Here is a 19,165-nt window from a genome sequence, read left to right on the forward strand (position 1 = left end):
GCGCCTTGGATGTCGGGAGCAACATTAAATTACAGGTTGTTGAGAAAGCCTTCGATCTTCGCTTTATGAGCGGCTAACGTTTCTTCAGATGCTGGCTTATTGTGGGGATAGGTCAGGTAGACCAAGAGGGCCATTTGAGCGGTCAGGCGGTTTTCTGCCTCATCAAAGATCACAGAGCGAGGAGATTCCATTACTGCACGGGTACATTCGCGCTGATCATTGGCTGGCAAGCAGTGCATGAACACGGCATCTGGTCCGGCTTTTACCATGAGATCTTCCGTTACGACATACTCCGGGATGAAAGTTGACAGGCGGATCTCTTTTTCATCTTCCTGACCGAACCAGTAGAAGCTGTCTGCAACAATGATATCGCAACCTGCAACTTGGTTGGTGTCGTCAGTGATCACCAATTTGCCGCCGGAGGTTTCACAGTTGTCTAATGCGATATCAACCCATTTTTGCGGTGCTTTAAAGCGCTCAGGACAAATATGTTTAAAGGTCATACCAAACTTAGTGCAAGCAAACATGAGTGACGATGCGACGTTAGTGGCATCACCCACAAAGGCAACAGTCAGATCGCCCAGTGATTTGCCTTCTGGCAGATGCTCCATCATGGTAAACAGATCAGCCATAATCTGGGTTGGGTGCAGCCAGTCACATAAGCCGTTGATGACGGGAACGCTTGCATGCTCAGCTAAGCCAGAAACGGTACTGTGATCGTCGACTCGGGCCATGATGACATCAACCATTCTGGAAAGAACTCGGCCAGTATCTTCAAGCGACTCTTTCGCGCCTAAGTGAATGTCTTTGGGTGAAAGGAACAGGGCATGGCCACCTAGCAGCGTTGCTGCTGTTTCAAAAGATACGCGAGTACGGGTAGAAGGTTGTTCAAAAACCATCGCCACAGATTTTCCCTTAAATAGCTGAGGGATGGCATTGTCATGGCGAGCTTGTTTCAGCATCGCCATTAGTTCAAGAATATCTGTAAGTTCTTTTTTAGTGAAATCCTGGGTTTTTAGAAAATGACGCAGGCCTTCTTTGTTTAAATTAGTTGCACTTGATGATGGTAGTTTCATGACCTATCCTTACTGAATTATATTAGATTTTATCTCTTGGCTAATTGTCGGGAGTAGGATGCCTGTGGTTGGCATTAATATCTTCCCAAGCAGTGGACTTAGTATCGGTGAATTTATTGTAAATTTCTAAAACCAGAATCAATAATCGGTCTTACTGTAATTGGCTTAATTGATTTTATGTTCCCACGCACATTTTTATCTTTTTTTTAATGTTGTTTTTCGATATTTTGTTTTAAAGGTATCCTTTGATGTATTTAAAATGTGAAGGTATTACACAGACATAAAAAGCCTATATGGCACAATGGCTATATAGGCTTTTTATAACTTTAGCAGGTTTCTTTTATTCTTTTTATCGCGTTAAAAATTTATATTGGCGTAGTGGTGATCTTTCCTTTTCTTTGTGTTTCGAATGATCGGGAATTCCGTTGCCCGTAACTTTAAATTTAAGTGGAATTGTTGTTGATTAAACCCGGATATGTGTACCAGATTCGAAAGTCATGATCTCATAAGCTTTGTGTAGCGAACCAATATGCCCGGTTCCCTTTGTTGCTTTGGCAAAGTCACAGCAGGCATCAACCTTCGGGGCCATTGAACCCGCGGCAAAAGTATATTGCTGGATCTCCTCTACACTCACATCATACAAAGGAATTTCATTTGGCGTGCCCCAGTCAACGCAAACATTATCGCCATCAGTCAGGATCAAGTAGTGCGCGGCTCCCAGCTGCTTAGCCAGTACCGCGGCAGCCAGATCTTTATCAATAACGGCTTCTACGCCGGTATAACCCTGCTGATCTTTGATGACCGGTGAGCCACCGCCGCCACAGCAAATAACAGTATGATTTACATCGAGCAAAGCACGGATAGCTTCAAGCTGTACAATATTTTGCGGCTCAGGGGATGGAACGACCCGGCGCCAATACTTACCATCGGCTTTGATCTCCCACCCGTATTGCTGTGCAAAATCACGCGCAGTAGGCTCGTCATAAACCGGACCGATAAATTTATTCGGATCGGCAAAAGCAGGATCGTTCCGATCTACCTCAATTTGAGTTAACACTGTGCTAAACAGGCTGTTTGGCATAACGCGTTTTAGACCTTGTTCCATTAAGTAGCCGATCATGCCCTGAGTCTCAGCGCCTAAAACGTCAAGCGGATAGGGTGGCGCATCCTTATATGCCAGGTTCTGTAAGGCCAGCAAGCCTACTTGAGGACCATTGCCATGCACAATAACCAAACGGTAGTCTTCGCTGAGTTTGGCTAAAGCCGAAGTCGTATGTGCAATGTTCTTGACCTGGTTATCGCAGCTCATGACTTCACCTCGCTGAAGCAAGGCATTGCCGCCGACAGCGACAACCAAAATAGGTTTTTGATTTTTCATTTTGTATTCCATCACGTTTATTGGGAGCTAAATAAGCTTTTGGTGCTAAGAAACATAGCGCTGACAGCGAGGTAAAATATTTGATCAGAATCAATTTTCTTTTTTGTTATAAATCTGGGCTGAATTTTTAACTATATCATCACAAAACGTACCGGATTTTCTGATGCAATATCGATAAGTGATTTTAATAACGAACTATTGTCAGTAATTTTGATTATATAGTTACGTGAAAAAATACATTATTTTACAGAAATATGAGCTTCAGGAAAATGCGACAGAAACAAAAGTTGCAATGAAAAAACGATATTAGCTGAACTTATAAACGGATCTATTTTCATTGATACTTGAGATTATTTATATATTACGAGGTCTCAGGGAACGGATGGCAATAAATTTTTTAGAGTCACCAATAACAGATTTACCGATGCGCTTTAAATGGCAAGTCACTAAGAAAAGTAGAAGTCTTATAATAATTATTCAAATTAGGATACGTGAATGAAATGTTTTTCTGTAAAGTGGAAAATTATACTTGCCAGCGGTCTTTGTCTGTTGATCACCAGCGTTTCTCTGCTCTCCTTTTCTCTTTACTCTGCCAAGCAATCCCAGACCTTAATTAACGAAAGAACTCTGGATGATTTTACCCAGGTCGCAGAGCGGTTGTTGGTGGCCCGTTCAGAGGCTGAAATTGAAAAGATAATTAAACCTTTCGATGAGGCGCACACTATCGGGCAGATGTTATCTCAGGAAGTGATGTATCAAAAAACTCATTTGCAGGAACATAACCTTAAATCGGCAGCCTTACGGACAGACTTAAATACCCGCATTCGTCAGATTGTTGAGCTATACGGTGATTTACTGGGGGCTTATGTGATATTCGAGCCGAACCAATTGGACGGTAATGATGCAGAGTATATTGATTCGGCATCGTTGGGATCCAATGATATTGGTCGTTTTGCACGATACTGGGCACGAGAGCCTGACGGGACGATTACACCTGAGGCAATATTGGAAAAAGAAATTTCCAACATGACACCTGATCAAAATGGTATTCAAAGCAATGAATGGTATGCCTGCAGTATCCGCACCCAGGAGTCGTGTCTGCTTGAACCTTATCTGAATCCAGTTGGTGATACCGAGCAATTAATGACCAGCCTGACCTTGCCGCTCAAAGAGGATAACAAAGTAAAAGGGATGCTGGGCATAGATCTGAGCTTGACGGGTTTGCAGAAGCTTGTGACTCATATGGACAGTGAACTTTTTGATGGTCAGGGCGAGGTGCTGCTCGTTAGTCGCAGCGGTCTTATCGCCGGAACAGATCGGGACTCCGCCTTCTTAGGAGGAAAAATATCTGCTGATGCCACCAGCCAAATTGACACGTTGAATAAATGGCTCCGTCAAGATCAGGAGCAGCTAGCCTGGAGCGCTGATGGTAGCGTCCTGCAAATGTTCAAGCCTGTCACCTTTGGTCTGGGTAATAAGGGATGGGGGCTATATATCAGTCTGCCTCGTGAGGTGATCCTGGCAAAAGCCCTGTCTCTGGGACGGGAGGTAAAAACGCAGCAGCAAGAGAATATGTTATCGCAAGTCGTCGCCGGCTTGCTGTTCATCGGATTGGCTATGCTGCTGTTATGGGTATTGGCGGGAACTCTGGTTGCTCCTATCAAGGTCATGGCGGCACGCCTGAAAGATATTGCCGAAGGTGAAGGGGATCTCACTCAGGAAATCAATATTAAGCAACAAGATGAAACGGGTGAATTGGCGCTATGGTTCAATCTCTTTCAGAAAAAACTGAGAAGTACGGTATCGGATGTTGTAGTCACCGTGGAAAGTACCCGTTCGACAGCAACTCAGTCGGCCGATGTTGCTCTGCGAACCAGTGAAGGGGTTATGGCTCAGCACCGGGAGGTTGAAATGGTGGCGACCGCGTTCGAGGAGATAAATGCCACAACACATGAAATGGCCAACAATATCACCAAGGCGGCAAATGCGGCCAACTCAGCAGACTTAGCGGCTAAACAGGGAAAAGCGGTGCTCACCGATAATATGATCGCGATGGGAGAGCTGAAACAATTGATTTCAGAAGCCCAGCCGGTGGTAACGCAACTGGAACAGGATAGTGAAAACATTAACTCTATTTTAGAGGTTATCCAGGGTATTGCTGAGCAGACGAACCTACTGGCCCTTAATGCTGCGATAGAAGCTGCCAGGGCCGGAGATCAGGGGCGGGGGTTTGCGGTGGTTGCAGATGAAGTACGGGCGTTAGCCGGGCGCACCCAGAATTCAATCGAGCAGATCCGTACTATGATTGAGCGATTGCATAAGGGAACCAATGCGGTTGTGAAGGTGATGATGACAGGCAACGATAAGACCCTTTACACTGAGCGTAAGGTTAACGAATCAATGGAAATGTTAGAGCAGATCCTTGATGCGGTTGGCTCGATCCATGAGATGAACCATCAGAACGCCAATGCGGCAGATGATCTGAGTGCTGCGTTTGAGGAGATAAACCGAAATGTCAGTAACATATGTAATGTGAGCCATGCCATTACAGGCGAGGCCGAATCGGCAGCGAGAATTGGTGAGGAACTGACTCTGTTGGCAGATCAACAGCAACAATTAGTTGGGCAGTTCAAAGTGTAGACGGTTAACTATGCTGCATTAGGTTCTACGTGGCTATTGCTGTAACTTGGGTATAGTCTTCTCGTTGACGGAAGAATAATTTAAATTATTCCTTTACATAAATTTATAACGTGATACTTTACGTGCTGCTCTGTTGTTCAGGGTTATTAATGCAGCATAAGTACAAGTTAAACTCTCAGATACATCTTCGTTAAGTTTTTGTCCTCAGTGTTTCCCTTAGCTTCATCGTAACATTTAATAATTCAACTTCTCAGCACATCGCATTCTGCGATTAATATTTTATGAATTTTTATAAGGGACAATACATGTCTAATTCAACTACTGGCATCGTAAAATGGTTTAACGAAGAGAAAGGTTTTGGCTTTATTACTCAAGATAATGGCGGCGCTGACGTATTCGTTCATTTTCGTGCTATTGCTTCTGAAGGTTTTAAAACGCTAGCTGAAGGTCAAAAGGTTTCTTTTGACGTTGAGCAAGGCCAGAAAGGTCTGCAAGCTGCAAATGTTGTAGCTCTATAATTCGAAGATTTATTCTTCAAGTAAATGCTGGCTAAAGGCCAGCATTTATCTACTATTTTTCATTGAGTTACATTGATAAATAGCAAACAACAGGCCTAACGATAGACCTATTTATATGTAATACAACCGTGTGCAATAGAAACCTTTCCTACATCTGCCTTACCAGTTCATGTCATGAAGTTTTCCTTTCGTATAATTACATCAGATAAGTAATTCTTTTCAGGCTATACGCATATTGATGCAAATTATTATTAAAGGATAAACCCATGTCTAAATCTACAGGCAGAAAACGTTTTTGGTTTCAGCAATCACGTGATATTGATCAGTTAACAGCTAAAAAAGCGTAAGACTGAATCAAAGCATTACAGAAGAGGTCGCCCAATGGGCGGCCTTTTTGCGTTATACCGTTCGGTCAGCAACACCATACACCTAAACCCAATCAGGTGAATCAATCCTTTATCGGGATTGCCAATTCTTATCCACACTCATTCCGTCGCTATCTTATTTGCTAAAGTACTGACTATATCGCCTCATTTCAATTTCATCTGCAACAGCGCAGTAATCCCGACTGGTATTAGTTATCCATTGAAATCATCTGCGAGAATTGTGACGACCTAGGTGCACGAAATGTGTCATCAGGTCTACTATAAATCAGGGGGAGCCCAATATATTGCCGCAGCTTAAGGGACAACCATCATTAACGAAATACGGTGGCATTAATGACAGCGAATGGATTGCCGAGCATTTCGTCGCTTGGTTGTTAGCGCCCCAGACATTAGAAAGCACTTTACCGGATGCCTTTGCATTCGTTACCGAAGCGGTTGCTACTGCGAGTTAACCAAAAAGGACAGATGATGACTCTTTTAATCCAAGCTCAAGCTCTGTTTAAACAGCATTTAACCATTGATTCACTGCGTCATCTTTACAAGTTGGAGAAGCTGGCCAGTGGCGAAGAGGCCGATCAGATCGGCGAGCTCTGGGACGTGGTGATGGCTGATGCAGATGAGGCGGTACTAGACCAGGCCAGAAAAGAAGGGCTGATTTAATGGCTGGTGCGAACTGTTTTATCTAAGAGTAATTCCCCAATTGTCATATTGGAAGCATTGGTTGCCGGCCTTACCGGTAACCTTGCTGTACTGGCCGCTGACTTAAACCCCAATCAGGTGAATCAATCCTTTACGGGAATGGACAATTCTTATCCGCAACTCATTCCGTCACTATCTTATCTGCTAAAGTATTGACTATGTAGCCTCATTTCTATTTCATCTGTAACAACGCAGTTATCCCGATTGGTATTATTTATCCATTGAATAAGGAATAACACGGTAGGTTATGACCCTCGATAAGATTAACAAAGCTCGGGATAAACGAGCATTAGATACTTTGTGGCCACTACTCGGCTTTGTGCGGCCCTATAAAAAGAGGGTTGCTGCAGCTATGCTGGCCTTAGTAGTGACTGCGGTCGTTAGCCTGTCGATTGGGCAGGGCGTAAGGATGATTATCGACGATGGTTTTATTGCGGGCTCAAAAGAGCAGTTAGGCCACGCGATTGGGGTGATGGTCATTATGATCACCGTTCTGGCAGTGGGTACTTTTACCCGCTTTTATCTGATGTCCTGGCTTGGAGAGAGAGTCAGCGCTGATATTCGCAAGGCCGTATTTGATCGGTTGCTCGGCCTTCATCCGAGCTATTTTGAAGAGAACCGCAGCGGTGAACTTATGTCGCGCCTGACGACTGATACCACCTTGTTGCAATCTATCATTGGTTCTTCATTTTCAATGGCCCTGCGCAGTGCACTTCTGTTTGCGGGCGGCTTGCTTATGCTGGTGATCACTAACCCGAAGCTGACCCTGATGGTGATGGGGTGTGTCCCTGTGGTGTTAATGCCGATGCTTTTTTATGGGCGCAAGGTACGACGCCTGGCGCGAGAAAGCCAGGCCAGTATCGCTGATGTAGGAACGTATGCCGGTGAGATCATCCAGAATATCAAAGTGGTTCAAAGCTATACCCGTGAGAAACAAGAAAGAGCGGCTTTTGCTGCCGAAGTTGAAACTGCTTTTTCCGTGGCCCGGCAAAGAATAAAGCAGCGTTCCATTTTGATCGCGACAGTTATTTTTTTGGTATTTGGCGCCATTAGCATCATGCTTTGGATCGGCGGCATCGATGTTTTGTCGGGTAAAATTAGTGAAGGGGAATTGGCGGCCTTTCTCTTTTACGCCATCATGGTTGCCATGTCGCTGGCAACCATTTCTGAAGTATACGGTGAGTTACAGCGGGCATCTGGCTCTGCTGAACGGCTGTTTGAATTGCTGGCGGTGGAAAGTAAGATTCAGGCCCCTCAACAGTTGATGCAGTTAGACGATTTAACCGAGACCGTTATTGTCTTTGATCAGGTTGATTTCAGTTATCCGTCGCGGCCCAATAGCCCAGCGCTTAAAGGTATCAACCTGGATATTAAAAAAGGGCAGGTTGTTGCTTTGGTGGGGCCTTCAGGGGCTGGAAAAACGACACTTTTTGAGTTGTTGCAGCGTTTTTATGACCCATTTAAAGGCGAAATCCGATTTAAAAATGCGCCTATTCACCAACTCGATCCCGGGTTTCTTCGTCAGCAAATGGGGATGGTGCAACAACAGCCAATCATGTTTAGCTCTGATGTTTGGCATAACATTCGTTATGGTCGTCCCGAGGCATCGGATGAAGAGGTTATTTGGGCCGCCAAACGGGCTCACGCTCATGAGTTTATTCTGGAGTTACCCGAAGGGTATAAGAGTTATCTGGGAGAGCAGGGCGTCCGTTTATCTGGTGGGCAAAAACAACGAATAGCCCTTGCTCGGGCGATTCTCAAAGATCCGGATGTGCTGTTGCTGGACGAGGCAACCAGTGCCTTAGATGCCGAAAGTGAGTCTCATGTTCAGGCGGCGTTAAATGAGCTAATGAAAAATCGTACCACGTTGATCATTGCGCATCGGCTTTCTACGGTGATTCATGCCGATATGATAGTGCTATTGGACAAGGGTAAAATATTGGCCTGTGGTACGCATGTTCAGTTGATGAAGAAATCCGAACTGTATCAAAGGCTTTGTGAGTTGCAATTTGAACCCTATGAGGCCGAAAGAACCCAACGGGTCAATGGCGTTAAGTAATTACTAGCATAAGGCACAAAAAAGCCAACAGACTTGCTGTTGGCTTTCTATCACAGTGCTCGATGGCTTACTGACTATGCGGCATCACATGCAAGATTAGTTTGTTTACTTTTCTCTTGCTGCATTTTTGCCAGGAAGTAAATATTGACGCAAGCAATAAAACCATTCGTTACAACTACTGGCATTGCATCAATCATAAAACCGTAAGTAGTGAAAAGTACACAGCCAACGAAGTTCAGTACACGAAGCCATACGATGTCTTTCATCATAAGTGAGATTGCCACCATTAGTGACGATGCATAGCCCAATATTTCAACTGTGTTGAATTCCATAATATTACCCTCTAGTTTTGCCAATCACCTCATCATGAGTCTGTTATCAATTCTGCGATCGATATAAAGGGGGAGATTCCTTGCCCCGAATGGTCTTGTGTATGAATTATGGTGGAACTATAACAGCTGCGAATGTGATCTTGAACAGGTAAAATTGCACAAAGGGAGCGTTAGCGATTACGCAATCGTTTAGCTTTTAACTTTATTGGTATCCCTACCAAGCATTAACCGTTGATAATGATGCTTCTTGCATATACTTTGATCATAGAATGAACAAAATTCATGTGAATTAGCGCGGTTGGCTTTTACAGTGAACGAGTACTTGAACGGGAGAATACGGTGACCAAGAGATTAATCGCAGGCTCGGTATTTGGGGTTATGTTGGCTCTGGGGGGATGCAGTGAAGACGTTCAGTTAGCTGCTTCACCTGTTAAAAATGTCGAAAAAGTGAATATTACCGCGCAGACACAAATTGATGTTTATTGCCCGACAGGGATCTGTCAGTTTGATATATCTTCTAATGAAGCGATAACGGTAACCGTGACCATGCATTACGATGATGCTAAAATGTTTCGCAAAATTGAAGGCGTGAGTGTCACGGGTAAAGCGGGCCCAACTGCCAAAGTATTGGGGGCTAACCGCTTTAGTATGGATCTTTCCGGTGACAATAAGCCAGCAAAAATTCAGGTAGTGGATTATTACCGCTAACTGACTTCTTGTTTATTGCTTGCACGTTGTTTACGTTTGTGCCGGTTAGATGCGCCGGATTCTGGTTTTTCAGGAACAGGACGCCTTTCAGCGATAAGATGGCGAATAGCCAAAATAGGATGTTTCATTATCATCCTAGGGCCGGCATAGCGCATGATCGTTTGTGACATGGCTTTGTAGTCAGCTTTATAGCAGTGAATAGGGCAACGGCGGCAAGTTGGTTTTTGTTCACCGTAAGGACAACGGTCTAAACGCATCAGGGCGTAATCAAGAAAATCTTTGCATTGTTGACAAAGCTCAGACTCCCGATGATGGTCGTGACAATAGATATTCACCATCGCACGAATGGTTTTAAACTCAGTATTGAGTGTACCGATTAAGATGTTTGTAGTTGTTGATTTCATACTGTTGCCTGGTGAGCGGAACTGACGTTATCCTAAATTATAAAGCCTGCATTTTAAATGCAGCTATAAGGTTGGTGACTCAAAAGTTGATCTTAAACAGTGATTTATATGACATATTTGAGGGTACATGTTATCAACATGAAAAAATAACCCATTTTGTCGCAATAATCCGACCTTCATGGGTTGATTTCATTGGTGTTGAGCAGTAGTATCCGCTCCTCTTTTTTTATGGTGGTGTATATGAGCAGATTTGAGTGCCTTGAAAGAATCGTTGACGAATATCGCAAGAAAGTTCGTGATTCTGAGTTTAATCGACAGAATGACAGTGAAGTAGCAAAAGTACTTGTACTGCTTGTTGGTAACTCTATGTTCAACCTGGCAGATGAATTTGCTGAATGGGTAAATCGTGGTGGTGATCGCAGTTATGGCGGCAAGTTTTATGTGTCTAAGCAGTTAATGACTTTGCTTGAGCCTGTAACTTTCCGTGGCGTAACGGTTCGCCGAGATTCGATTAAACTTTTCAGAGTGTCATGATCTGTCTTGTTTCTATCGTTTGTTGAATGACTCTCATAAAGAAAAGTTGAAGAACAGATTCTCAATCCAGCTTCGCAATTTTTGCAATTGTTAAGCATGATTGACAGAAAAGGATGCCTCGGCATCCTTTTTTGCGTTTAAAGCATTGAAAAAAAGACCGCTAGCAATCTGGTGAGCTGGCTGATACCGCTATCTTTGGTAGCAGTAGATTCAGTAAACAAAATGTGGTCAACTAAATGCCAATCGGAACAATTCTCGTTAATAGTTTAGAGAATGGAACCGATTGCTTTATAAAAGTCAGTCTAATAAGAAACAGGAATAAACATGAACCCAGAATTTTGGCATAGCCGCTGGGCTGAAAATCGTATTGGTTTTCACCTGAATGATACCAACCCGGCGCTAACAGAACATTGGCACGCAGTGAAAGCGACGCGTGATGACCGTGTTCTTGTACCGATGTGCGGTAAATCCGTTGATCTTATCTGGCTGGCTCAACGGCACGATAACGTTATTGGCATCGAACTGAGTGACATCGCCGTGAAAGCGTTCTTTGCTGAACAGCTCTACACGCCAATGGTAAGTGGGGTTGGCGCTGAAACGGTTTATGAGTTTGATGAAATCACCATTCATTGCGGTGATTTTTTCTCGGCACGGGTTGAACCCGTTGATGTGGTCTACGATCGTGCGGCATTAATAGCGATGCCACAAAACATGCGCCAGATGTACGCAGAGCGTCTGCTGGCATTACTGAGAGAAAGCGGGCGTATCCTATTAGTGACGCTGGATTATCCGCAGGAGCAGCTTGACGGGCCTCCATTTAGCGTTACCAAAGAGGAAGTCGAAAACTTGTTCAAAGATTGTCGATTGACTCAGCTAGCGCGTAATGATGCCGATGAATCGCATCCACGCCGCCAGCGCGGCTTAACCCGCTTTGCTGAAGAGATCTGGCTAATCGAGAAGTAATAACAATACTTTCAACGGCTATATAAAAGAATCCCTAACCACGATGTGATTAGGGATTCTTTTTCAGCCGTTAAACCTACTGACCGTCAGGGATCACATTCCCGTTTTTATCATAGGCCTGAACATTAAAGTGGTGCTCAACACATTTCTCATAGTCACCTTTGAATAAGGCGCTGTAAGCATATTGGTAAGGTACCAGTTTGCAGGTAAAGCTGTGATTTCCTGGAGTATCCGGGTTCCAGCCCCAGTCTTTATCCCAAGTGATCATCAGTGCACCGGCACCATCGGTGTTAAACGGTTTCATATTGGCGCAACCGAGTTTTTCACCGTTGATATCTAAGGTAAGCTCTTTGGCAAACAATTTGTAATAATCAATACGGTTCTGCGCAAGTGCTGTTTCAGACCCTTTGTTGCATTCGTATGCGCCGTTGATGATTTGAATTGTTGAACCGAATCCTTTCTCGATCCCGGCGGCCTTATCGGCCGCATTGGGTTGCCATGTACCGTCGATAACGTGCAGCATGCTAGGTTTAGGTGGTTGAGGATAGACATAGAAGAACACGGCGGAAGCAAGGTTTAGCCAAGTATCGGCAACCAGAGCGGGGTTTTCGAGAAGGATACTCTGATCGCCAAACATGGCTTCTGAGAACGGACCATAGTTGTAGTTCCAGCTTAGCTGCTTAGCCCCCCGTCCGAAGTAACTCTTACCTGGTGCACACGGCCATTTTTCACCTTGCCAGCCCGTGCACATGTTATAGGTACCGTCTGGCTTGTCTTCTGATTTGTACATTTCACGCAGGAAATACAAGCCTTGACGCCATTCCGGCACCCCTTTGGTTATTTCCCAGTTCGGAGTATGAGCCCCCGTTTCCTGCACAAAGTGAGCAAACATGGTAGTGATGGAGCGTTTACAGATGTCATCGGAATTTCGGCCATCAGTGTAGGTGCGGCAGAATGCCGGGAACTTGGCGATAGCCTGTAAGAAGCGAGTATAGGTGTACTTCTCGTTGCGCAGTGGGAACAGGTAATCCCACATAGCTCCGTCGACGATAGATTCGGCCCGACGGACGTTGTCAGGATTAGCAATATTTAGCGGTTGTACCGCTTCGACAATGGTATTGTCGCGTGTTTCTATATCGGATCGTACCAGCTCAAACAGCGGTGTATTGGTGAGATTGGTTTCAATGGCCTCCAACTCGCTGCGTGGCATCAGGTAACCACCTTTGCCATCAGGGAGAACGGTCATCATCCCCGGGGTAGGGCCTGGATCAGGTGTGGGGTCGGGATCTGGCGTTGGCCCTGTCGGGCAGTCTGCCGCATCCCAGAACCAGCTGCTTGTCGACGGTGATTCCCAGGCCCCCGGGCTGTTCTTTGCCACATAGCAAGTGCCGCTATGGATCACGAGATCACCATTTGTGACTTGGGTAACCCCACGCTCCCAGACAACAGGATCTTGCGCCGCAAAAGCATGCCCCGTTGCACACACACCAAGCACAAAGCTGGCGAGAAGCATCTTTTTATTAATTATTGTCTTGTTCGTCATTGGATAAAACTCCTTTTTCCTTAGGGTGTTTGTCGATTATTATTCGTACGAACAAGGAGCAAGGCGAATTATTCCAGGGTATATTTTATACCGCTCGGGGCTTATCACGTTATTTGTAATACAGCATGCGCAATTCAGGCAGCTGGCATGAGCATAAGCAAAAAACAGACATGTGCTGTTTTGCTATCTGCCGGTAATGGTACTGATGAATTGCATCCACGCCGCCAGCGCGGCTTAACCCGCTTTGCTGAAAAGATCGGGCTAATCGAGAAGTGATGATGACTTAGATGCAAGAAGGAGCCTATTGGCTCCTTCTTGTATTTTACTCTGATAAATGAATGATACCGGTTTGTATTATTTAAAGTGTTATAAAACGACCTTAACGTCAGCAGCAGCTTCGATCGCATCAGAGATGGCCTGTTCAGTGCTGTCACGGCGTGTCAGGGCCACACCAAGGCGACGACGGCCATCAATCTCAGGCTTAGCAAATAAGCGGACTTGAGTTTGCGGACGGGCCAGAGCTGCTGCCAGGTTATCAAATCGTATATTTTCAGAAACCCCTTCAGCAAGAATAACGGCAGATGCTGACGGGCCGTATTGGGTAATGCTGTGAATGGGCAGCCCTAAGAATGCGCGCACGTGCAGGGCGAACTCGGAAAGTTCCTGCGAAATAAGCGTTACCATACCGGTATCATGCGGGCGAGGTGATACTTCGCTGAATAAGACGTCATCCCCCTTAATGAACAGTTCAACACCAAACAGGCCATAACCACCCAGCGCGTTAACCACTTTTCCGGCAACGTCCTGTGCGGTTTTAATTGCAGCCTCAGACATCTGCTGAGGCTGCCACGATTCACGATAGTCGCCATCTTCCTGACGGTGACCGATTGGCGCACAGAAGTGAATACCGTCAACAGCACGCACGGTTAGCAGGGTGATCTCGTAATCAAACTCGACAAAACCTTCAACAATAACGCGACCTGCACCGGCACGGCCGCCTTCCTGAGCATACTGCCAGGCAGATTCGATATCAGCCGACGTTTTGATAACGCTCTGACCTTTCCCCGAAGAACTCATAATCGGCTTAACAACACAGGGAGTACCGATGCGTTCAACAGCAGCAACGAAATCAGTATATTGTCCGGAAAACTCGTAAGGCGATGTCGTAATCCCCAACTCTTCAGCGGCCAGGCGGCGAATACCTTCTCGGTTCATGGTCAATTGAGTGGCATTGGCCGTCGGAACAACATTCACGCCCTCAGCCTCCAGCGCAACCAGGGTGTCGGTCGCAATGGCTTCAATTTCAGGAACAACATAATGCGGTTGCTCTTGTTCAATCACTTTTCTCAAGGCTTCGCCATCAAGCATATCAATGACGTGGCTACGATGGGCAACCTGCATCGCAGGCGCATTGTCATAACGATCAACGGCAATCACCTCAATACCTAAGCGTTGGCACTCAATGGCCACTTCTTTACCGAGTTCTCCAGAACCGAGTAACAGTACGCGGGTTGCATCAGAACGAGTTGCTGAACCTAACATCGAATTTCCTTACGGTATGTATTGTGATACTGGAGCAGATCATACCCGATTTTAACACCAACGCAAACGTTTGCCTTTGTGGTTTTCGCTGAAAGATTCATCGGTTAGTTACTGTCAGCAAAGAAGAGTGGATAGCCATTTTAGAGAAGCAGTGGTGATACTGACTAAAGACTGCTAACGTATTGATATGCGGTTCTCATTGTTAAAGTTGTGTCAGACATGTTCTGAGGGCGTCGAGTTCAGTGAACTTTATTGCTAAATTGGTATTCTCTACACAAAAGGCAAAATTAAGATGAAAAAGTTATTAGTCGGATTGGCGTTATTTCTTGCTGTTCCATTTTCAGCACAAGCTAGCCAGAGTTTAGGTATTTTCTTCGGTAGCCCTATGTCAGGGATCCAATATAAACAAGACGATCTACGATTCTCGTTAGGTATTGATGACTTTGGTGTCGCAGTTGATAAAAATTTCAATCTGGGAACATTGGTTAACAATGCGGATTTAAACAGTTTTTACACTTACGTGGGCGGCCAGTTTGTCGATAACAAGAACGACAAAGTGGGTATCCGCTCTGGCGTCGGTTTTGAGCTTCCGGTAAATAGTTTTGAGTTCTATGGCGAAGTCGGACCAACATTGTATGTGGTTGAAGACGTTGATATGGATTTAGAGGCCGCTCTCGGTTTCCGAGTTCGATTCTGACGTATTAAAGCGCTTAATGCTGATAAAAAAGGGTTAGCCATGCGCTAACCCTTGTTGTTTTTATTTTATACCCAAGCTACCTCAAGATGCAGGATTCAGAGTGAGTCCAGCGGGCTCAGTTCAAGGAAAATAACGGTAGGAATGGCTACTCCCTTTCAACGTTATTTGACACAGAAATGGGCTCGCTGGATCACTCCCAAAGGGCGAGTTTACTTGGCTTCTATGCGTTGTTACCGATTTTTGATTTAGACCCACTAGATCTTCAAATCGGTACCTAGCCTAGTAGCCAAGTAATTCTCGCTGAAACGAGCATCTTGAGATAGCTTGGGTATATTTATAATTTAGATTTTATTTTACGATTTTCCCACTGGGTGATAAAAGCTACCGAAGCGATAATGATTGCTGCGCCCAGCCATAGGCGACCTGGCGGAGCCCAGCCGAAAACTACCCAGCCGGCTAATACATTAAGTGGCAGTTTCGCATGGTCGAAAGGCTGGACGAATGAAGCATCAGCGGCCGCATACGCTTTCGCGATGGCCCACTGCGCCAGAGCCGTTAACAGACCCGCAGCCGCCAGCAATCCCCATGTCAGGCTTTGATCTGGAAATGAAAACTCAGGAGCGGCCAGAAACAAATTAAAAGGGGTGATCAGTAACAGCAGATAAACCACCATCGTCGCAGGTGAATCGTAGACGGATAGCTTCTTTACCATCAGCGAATAGCAGGCCCAGAAAAAAGCTGCACCAACCGGTAACAGAGATGCCCAGTTAAATGTATCGGCCCAGGGCTCTAAGATAACCATCGCACCGGTAAAACCGGCTAATGTTGCTACCCATCGCGCAGTCCCCACTTTTTCCTTCAGGAATAAACCCGATCCGATTGTGGCAAACAACGGTGATGTCATCAGCAAAGCGATACCTTGCCAGATAGGTACCGGATATGCGAGTGCCCATAGCCAAAGCTGAATACCAATAACAGAGAGGAAGACACGAAAACAATGTTGCCCTAAATGATTGGTGCGCAGCGCCTGACGCAGCCCCAAAGATCTCAGCCAGGGAAGCATGGCAATTAATGCAATAAAGTATTGGATGAAGGCGATTGTTGTCGACGGTAATTGCAGTTTTATACTCAAATATTGAGCCAAGCTATTTACGAGGGCAAAAGCAAGCCCTGCGGTGAGCATCCAGCTTGCACCTTGTACTGGGTTGTGTTTGTGAGACATGGAAATAGACTGATAATAATAATATTGACGGATAATACTCTGAACTGATTGTAATTGGTATTAGGGTTAGCTTTGATTCTAAAAGAAAAACCGCCAGAAGGCGGTTTTTAGTGAAAGGTATTATCACAATCGTTACAGGCAGTGTTTTAAACAAATTGCCGTATTGAGCGATTATGCCGCTACGTAGATTAACGGAATATCAGGGTTCAGCGCTTCAAGCGTAGCTTGGGTATCTGCAAGATGGCTGATGGTGCTGTCAGCTTTCTCAACCAATGCCGCTTCAGCAATTTCAGATAACGGATAACCAGCCATGTTCATGTTCACCAAGGCGACTTGCAATGGCGGCAGGCTAGGGTTGAATGCTGCATTTTCAGCGTACATGCCCGTAAAGGTTTTACCGTCTTTTGCCTTCAGCGCAACACCACTGTAGTTGTGGGTATAAGGTGCATGAGCAAGGTTCGCAGCCTGGCAGGCAGTGGTTGCCAGTTCATCGCTTTCCTGAGTGGTTAACCCGTGATCAACCTTTGCAAGCAGAGCGTCGGTAATATTGAGATCTGCCGGGCCAAAAGACTCTGGCAGGTATTGCTGAAGGCTCATTGCATCACGCTCAGGCAGCTGGACAACCAACTCTTTTGCTGTCGTTAGCTCATTCATGAACTGACGGCAGTGGCCGCACGGGCTGTAGTTAATCGTAATATCAGAGATGCCCGTTTCACCTTTCACCCAAGCATGGCTGATTGCAGATTGTTCAGCATGAATGGTTTGGGAAAGCGATGCACCGACAAACTCCATATTGGCACCGAAATACAGGCGACCGGAATTACCTCGAGCGATGGCACCAACATTGAAATGAGAAATAGGTGTAACGGAATAAGCAGCAGCAACAGGAAGAAGGGCAACACGCAGTTCACTGTCAGTCATTTGTGTTTTCTTGAGCAATTCTTCGAACTGTTCGAGACTCAAGGTAGCGTCAAAGTCAGCATCTACCAAAATAGGTTTTACCGCTGAAGCAAGATCAGTGGGTAAAGAGCTTAAAGCATCCATTACTTTAGCATGCATGTGTTGTTACTCCGTATCGTTGATGGAGAAACATTGTAGGCGAGCATTTCAAAATCAGATGTGACCGTCGTCACACAAGTGCAATGTTTGTTTCACTCCATACATTTCTGAGAGTGGTGTCACACAAACTTTTGAAATTCGCCTGCTTATTTATCAATGACTTAGTAATGTATGCGATTGCATGCACGTTAAGCGCTGCCTCTTTATGATTGACAATGGTAGCAATGTTGAAAGATAAACAGGCCTAGTAGCCAAATAATGCCAGGATCAGCGGGTACACAACGGGCGCCAGTATCGATGTCAAAATGCCACAGATCACCAAAGCTAACGAACTAAAAGCCCCTTCCTGATAGTTTTCTTCGGCCGCTTTTGCCGTACCTAACGCATGCGATACCGTACCCATGGTTAACCCTCTCGCAATGGGGGCCTTAATACCAAATAATCGGAATAGCGGATAACCTAATACCGCACCAAATAATCCTGCGATAATCACCATAACAGCAGCAATAGCGGGGACTCCTCCCACTTGCTCTGCGACGGCCATTGCAATAGGCGTTGTCACGGATTTAGGCAAAATACTGGCTGTCAGTTGGGGATCTGCACCCATGAACAAAGCAATACCGGCCCCCGAGACCATTGATAGCAGGCTACCCGTTAAACAGACAGTTAAGATCACTTTCCATTTCTGGCGAATTTGCGAGAGTTGCTCATAGAGAGGAAAGGCCAGAGCAACAACCGCAGGCTCTAATAAATAATTCAGCCACTTATTTTGCTCGAAGTAACGCTCATAAGGAACATTCAGCCACATCAGCAATGGAATGATGACAACAAGGCAGATAAGTAGCGGATTAATAATTGGGTGCTGCAAATGTTTAGAAACCAGCCGAGCCAGATAAAAAACAACCAATGTAGTAATAAGCCAGATCATTCTTTTTCCTTATGATGTGTAGCAATACCAATGACAAGGAAAACGGCCAGGCTGCTTCCAATGGTACTAAAAAGGATCGGCCAGGTATTCGCCGTTAGCAGCTCTAAATAATTCATGAGCCCAACACCAACAGGCACAAATAATAAAGCCATATGGCGAATGAGAAGGTGACAGCCTTCTTTTGCCCAATGTGAAGGGATAAGCCCCATAGATAGCACGACAAAAAGAATGAGCATCCCAATGATGCTGCCAGGAATGGCAACGTGGGTGAATGCTTGAATGCCTTTGCCCAGCATCAGGCAAAGAAAGATGATAACAAAAGAACGAAGATACCCCATAAGCCCTTCAAATACGGTTAACAACGCATTCATCATACAAAACAATTGTGATCTAAGCCACATTTAATCGGAGTTAACGTTAGTAAAGGCTATACCAATCGGCTCAGGTAATGATGCCGATTGGTATTACGATAACGTT

The 19,165-nt window shown here is 45.3% G+C and carries 20 protein-coding genes; 10 read left to right on the plus strand and 10 right to left on the minus strand.

The annotated features are described in order from the left end of the window. Positions 1–29 precede the first annotated feature (29 nt). Positions 30–1,076 carry a putrescine carbamoyltransferase gene (gene ptcA / locus C9I89_RS06430; RefSeq protein WP_107282522.1) on the minus strand — a complete coding sequence of 349 codons (1,047 nt, stop codon included), beginning with the start codon at positions 1,074–1,076 and terminating at the stop codon, positions 30–32. A gap of 463 nt (positions 1,077–1,539) precedes the next feature. Then, the gene (gene arcC, locus C9I89_RS06435) at positions 1,540–2,454 is read right to left on the minus strand and encodes a carbamate kinase (protein WP_107282523.1); all 915 of its coding nucleotides are present in this window, start codon (positions 2,452–2,454) and stop codon (positions 1,540–1,542) included. A gap of 495 nt (positions 2,455–2,949) precedes the next feature. On the opposite strand from arcC, the gene C9I89_RS06440 reads away from it, so the two are divergent. The 5 genes from C9I89_RS06440 (at position 2,950) to C9I89_RS06455 (ending at position 8,756) form a co-directional block, all read left to right on the plus strand. Next, complete coding sequence (locus C9I89_RS06440; protein ID WP_107282524.1) at positions 2,950–5,094, plus strand: methyl-accepting chemotaxis protein; 2,145 nt, start codon at positions 2,950–2,952, stop codon at positions 5,092–5,094. Between the two features lie 305 nt (positions 5,095–5,399). Continuing rightward, positions 5,400–5,612: a transcription antiterminator/RNA stability regulator CspE gene (cspE, locus tag C9I89_RS06445; RefSeq protein WP_107282525.1), complete on the plus strand. Its 213-nt coding sequence runs from the start codon at positions 5,400–5,402 to the stop codon at positions 5,610–5,612. Between the two features lie 670 nt (positions 5,613–6,282). Beyond that, on the plus strand, positions 6,283–6,450 hold the full coding sequence (locus tag C9I89_RS22440) for a hypothetical protein (RefSeq protein WP_170107638.1): 168 nt from the start codon (positions 6,283–6,285) through the stop codon (positions 6,448–6,450). A 16-nt stretch (positions 6,451–6,466) separates the two neighbouring features. Then, entirely contained in the window at positions 6,467–6,658 is a 192-nt protein-coding gene (locus tag C9I89_RS06450) for a hypothetical protein (RefSeq protein ID WP_107282526.1), read from the plus strand. 286 nt (positions 6,659–6,944) lie between these two features. After that, complete coding sequence (locus C9I89_RS06455) at positions 6,945–8,756, plus strand: ABC transporter transmembrane domain-containing protein (RefSeq protein ID WP_107282527.1); 1,812 nt, start codon at positions 6,945–6,947, stop codon at positions 8,754–8,756. A gap of 74 nt (positions 8,757–8,830) precedes the next feature. Here the strand turns inward: C9I89_RS06455 and C9I89_RS06460 are convergent, their stop codons facing one another. After that, positions 8,831–9,088 carry a YgjV family protein gene (locus C9I89_RS06460; RefSeq protein ID WP_107282528.1) on the minus strand — a complete coding sequence of 86 codons (258 nt, stop codon included), beginning with the start codon at positions 9,086–9,088 and terminating at the stop codon, positions 8,831–8,833. A gap of 339 nt (positions 9,089–9,427) precedes the next feature. Here C9I89_RS06460 and C9I89_RS06465 point away from each other — a divergent pair, with 339 nt between their 5' ends. Then, positions 9,428–9,796: a spore gernimation protein gene (locus C9I89_RS06465; protein WP_245905418.1), complete on the plus strand. Its 369-nt coding sequence runs from the start codon at positions 9,428–9,430 to the stop codon at positions 9,794–9,796. Here the strand turns inward: C9I89_RS06465 and C9I89_RS06470 are convergent. Then, complete coding sequence (locus C9I89_RS06470; RefSeq protein WP_107282529.1) at positions 9,793–10,200, minus strand: nitrous oxide-stimulated promoter family protein; 408 nt, start codon at positions 10,198–10,200, stop codon at positions 9,793–9,795. The genes C9I89_RS06465 and C9I89_RS06470 overlap by 4 nt on opposite strands. Positions 10,201–10,440: 240 nt before the next feature. Between C9I89_RS06470 and C9I89_RS06475 the strand changes: the two genes are divergently transcribed. Together C9I89_RS06475 and C9I89_RS06480 are read left to right on the plus strand one after the other, a co-directional pair. Further along, positions 10,441–10,734: a hypothetical protein gene (locus C9I89_RS06475; protein ID WP_107282530.1), complete on the plus strand. Its 294-nt coding sequence runs from the start codon at positions 10,441–10,443 to the stop codon at positions 10,732–10,734. Between the two features lie 324 nt (positions 10,735–11,058). Then, positions 11,059–11,697 (plus strand): thiopurine S-methyltransferase, encoded by a 639-nt coding sequence (locus C9I89_RS06480; RefSeq protein ID WP_107282531.1) that lies wholly within the window; start codon positions 11,059–11,061, stop codon positions 11,695–11,697. 76 nt (positions 11,698–11,773) lie between these two features. On the opposite strand, the gene C9I89_RS06485 is transcribed toward C9I89_RS06480, so the two are convergent. Then, positions 11,774–13,240: a chitinase gene (locus C9I89_RS06485; RefSeq protein ID WP_107282532.1), complete on the minus strand. Its 1,467-nt coding sequence runs from the start codon at positions 13,238–13,240 to the stop codon at positions 11,774–11,776. 147 nt (positions 13,241–13,387) lie between these two features. Between C9I89_RS06485 and C9I89_RS22935 the strand changes: the two genes are divergently transcribed. Beyond that, complete coding sequence (locus C9I89_RS22935) at positions 13,388–13,516, plus strand: hypothetical protein (protein ID WP_281258246.1); 129 nt, start codon at positions 13,388–13,390, stop codon at positions 13,514–13,516. Between the two features lie 90 nt (positions 13,517–13,606). Here the strand turns inward: C9I89_RS22935 and purT are convergent, their stop codons facing one another. Next, positions 13,607–14,782: a formate-dependent phosphoribosylglycinamide formyltransferase gene (gene purT / locus C9I89_RS06490; RefSeq protein ID WP_107282533.1), complete on the minus strand. Its 1,176-nt coding sequence runs from the start codon at positions 14,780–14,782 to the stop codon at positions 13,607–13,609. 292 nt (positions 14,783–15,074) lie between these two features. On the opposite strand from purT, the gene C9I89_RS06495 reads away from it, so the two are divergent. Next, a complete protein-coding gene (locus C9I89_RS06495; RefSeq protein ID WP_107282534.1) occupies positions 15,075–15,479 on the plus strand; it encodes a hypothetical protein in 405 nt (134 codons plus the stop codon). 334 nt (positions 15,480–15,813) lie between these two features. Here C9I89_RS06495 and C9I89_RS06500 read toward each other — a convergent pair whose 3' ends face one another. The 4 genes from C9I89_RS06500 to C9I89_RS06515 form a co-directional block, all read right to left on the minus strand. Continuing rightward, positions 15,814–16,701 (minus strand): DMT family transporter, encoded by an 888-nt coding sequence (locus C9I89_RS06500; protein WP_107282535.1) that lies wholly within the window; start codon positions 16,699–16,701, stop codon positions 15,814–15,816. A gap of 171 nt (positions 16,702–16,872) precedes the next feature. Further along, entirely contained in the window at positions 16,873–17,760 is an 888-nt protein-coding gene (gene cdd / locus C9I89_RS06505) for a cytidine deaminase (protein WP_107282536.1), read from the minus strand. Positions 17,761–18,004: 244 nt separating this feature from the next. Continuing rightward, the gene (locus C9I89_RS06510) at positions 18,005–18,688 is read right to left on the minus strand and encodes a CidB/LrgB family autolysis modulator (protein WP_107282537.1); all 684 of its coding nucleotides are present in this window, start codon (positions 18,686–18,688) and stop codon (positions 18,005–18,007) included. Further along, entirely contained in the window at positions 18,685–19,062 is a 378-nt protein-coding gene (locus C9I89_RS06515) for a CidA/LrgA family protein (protein WP_245905419.1), read from the minus strand. The genes C9I89_RS06510 and C9I89_RS06515 overlap by 4 nt, the downstream gene beginning before the upstream one ends. Positions 19,063–19,165 lie beyond the last annotated feature (103 nt).

It is taken from the genome of Photobacterium lipolyticum (assembly GCF_003026475.1).
Lineage (GTDB): Bacteria > Pseudomonadota > Gammaproteobacteria > Enterobacterales > Vibrionaceae > Photobacterium > Photobacterium lipolyticum.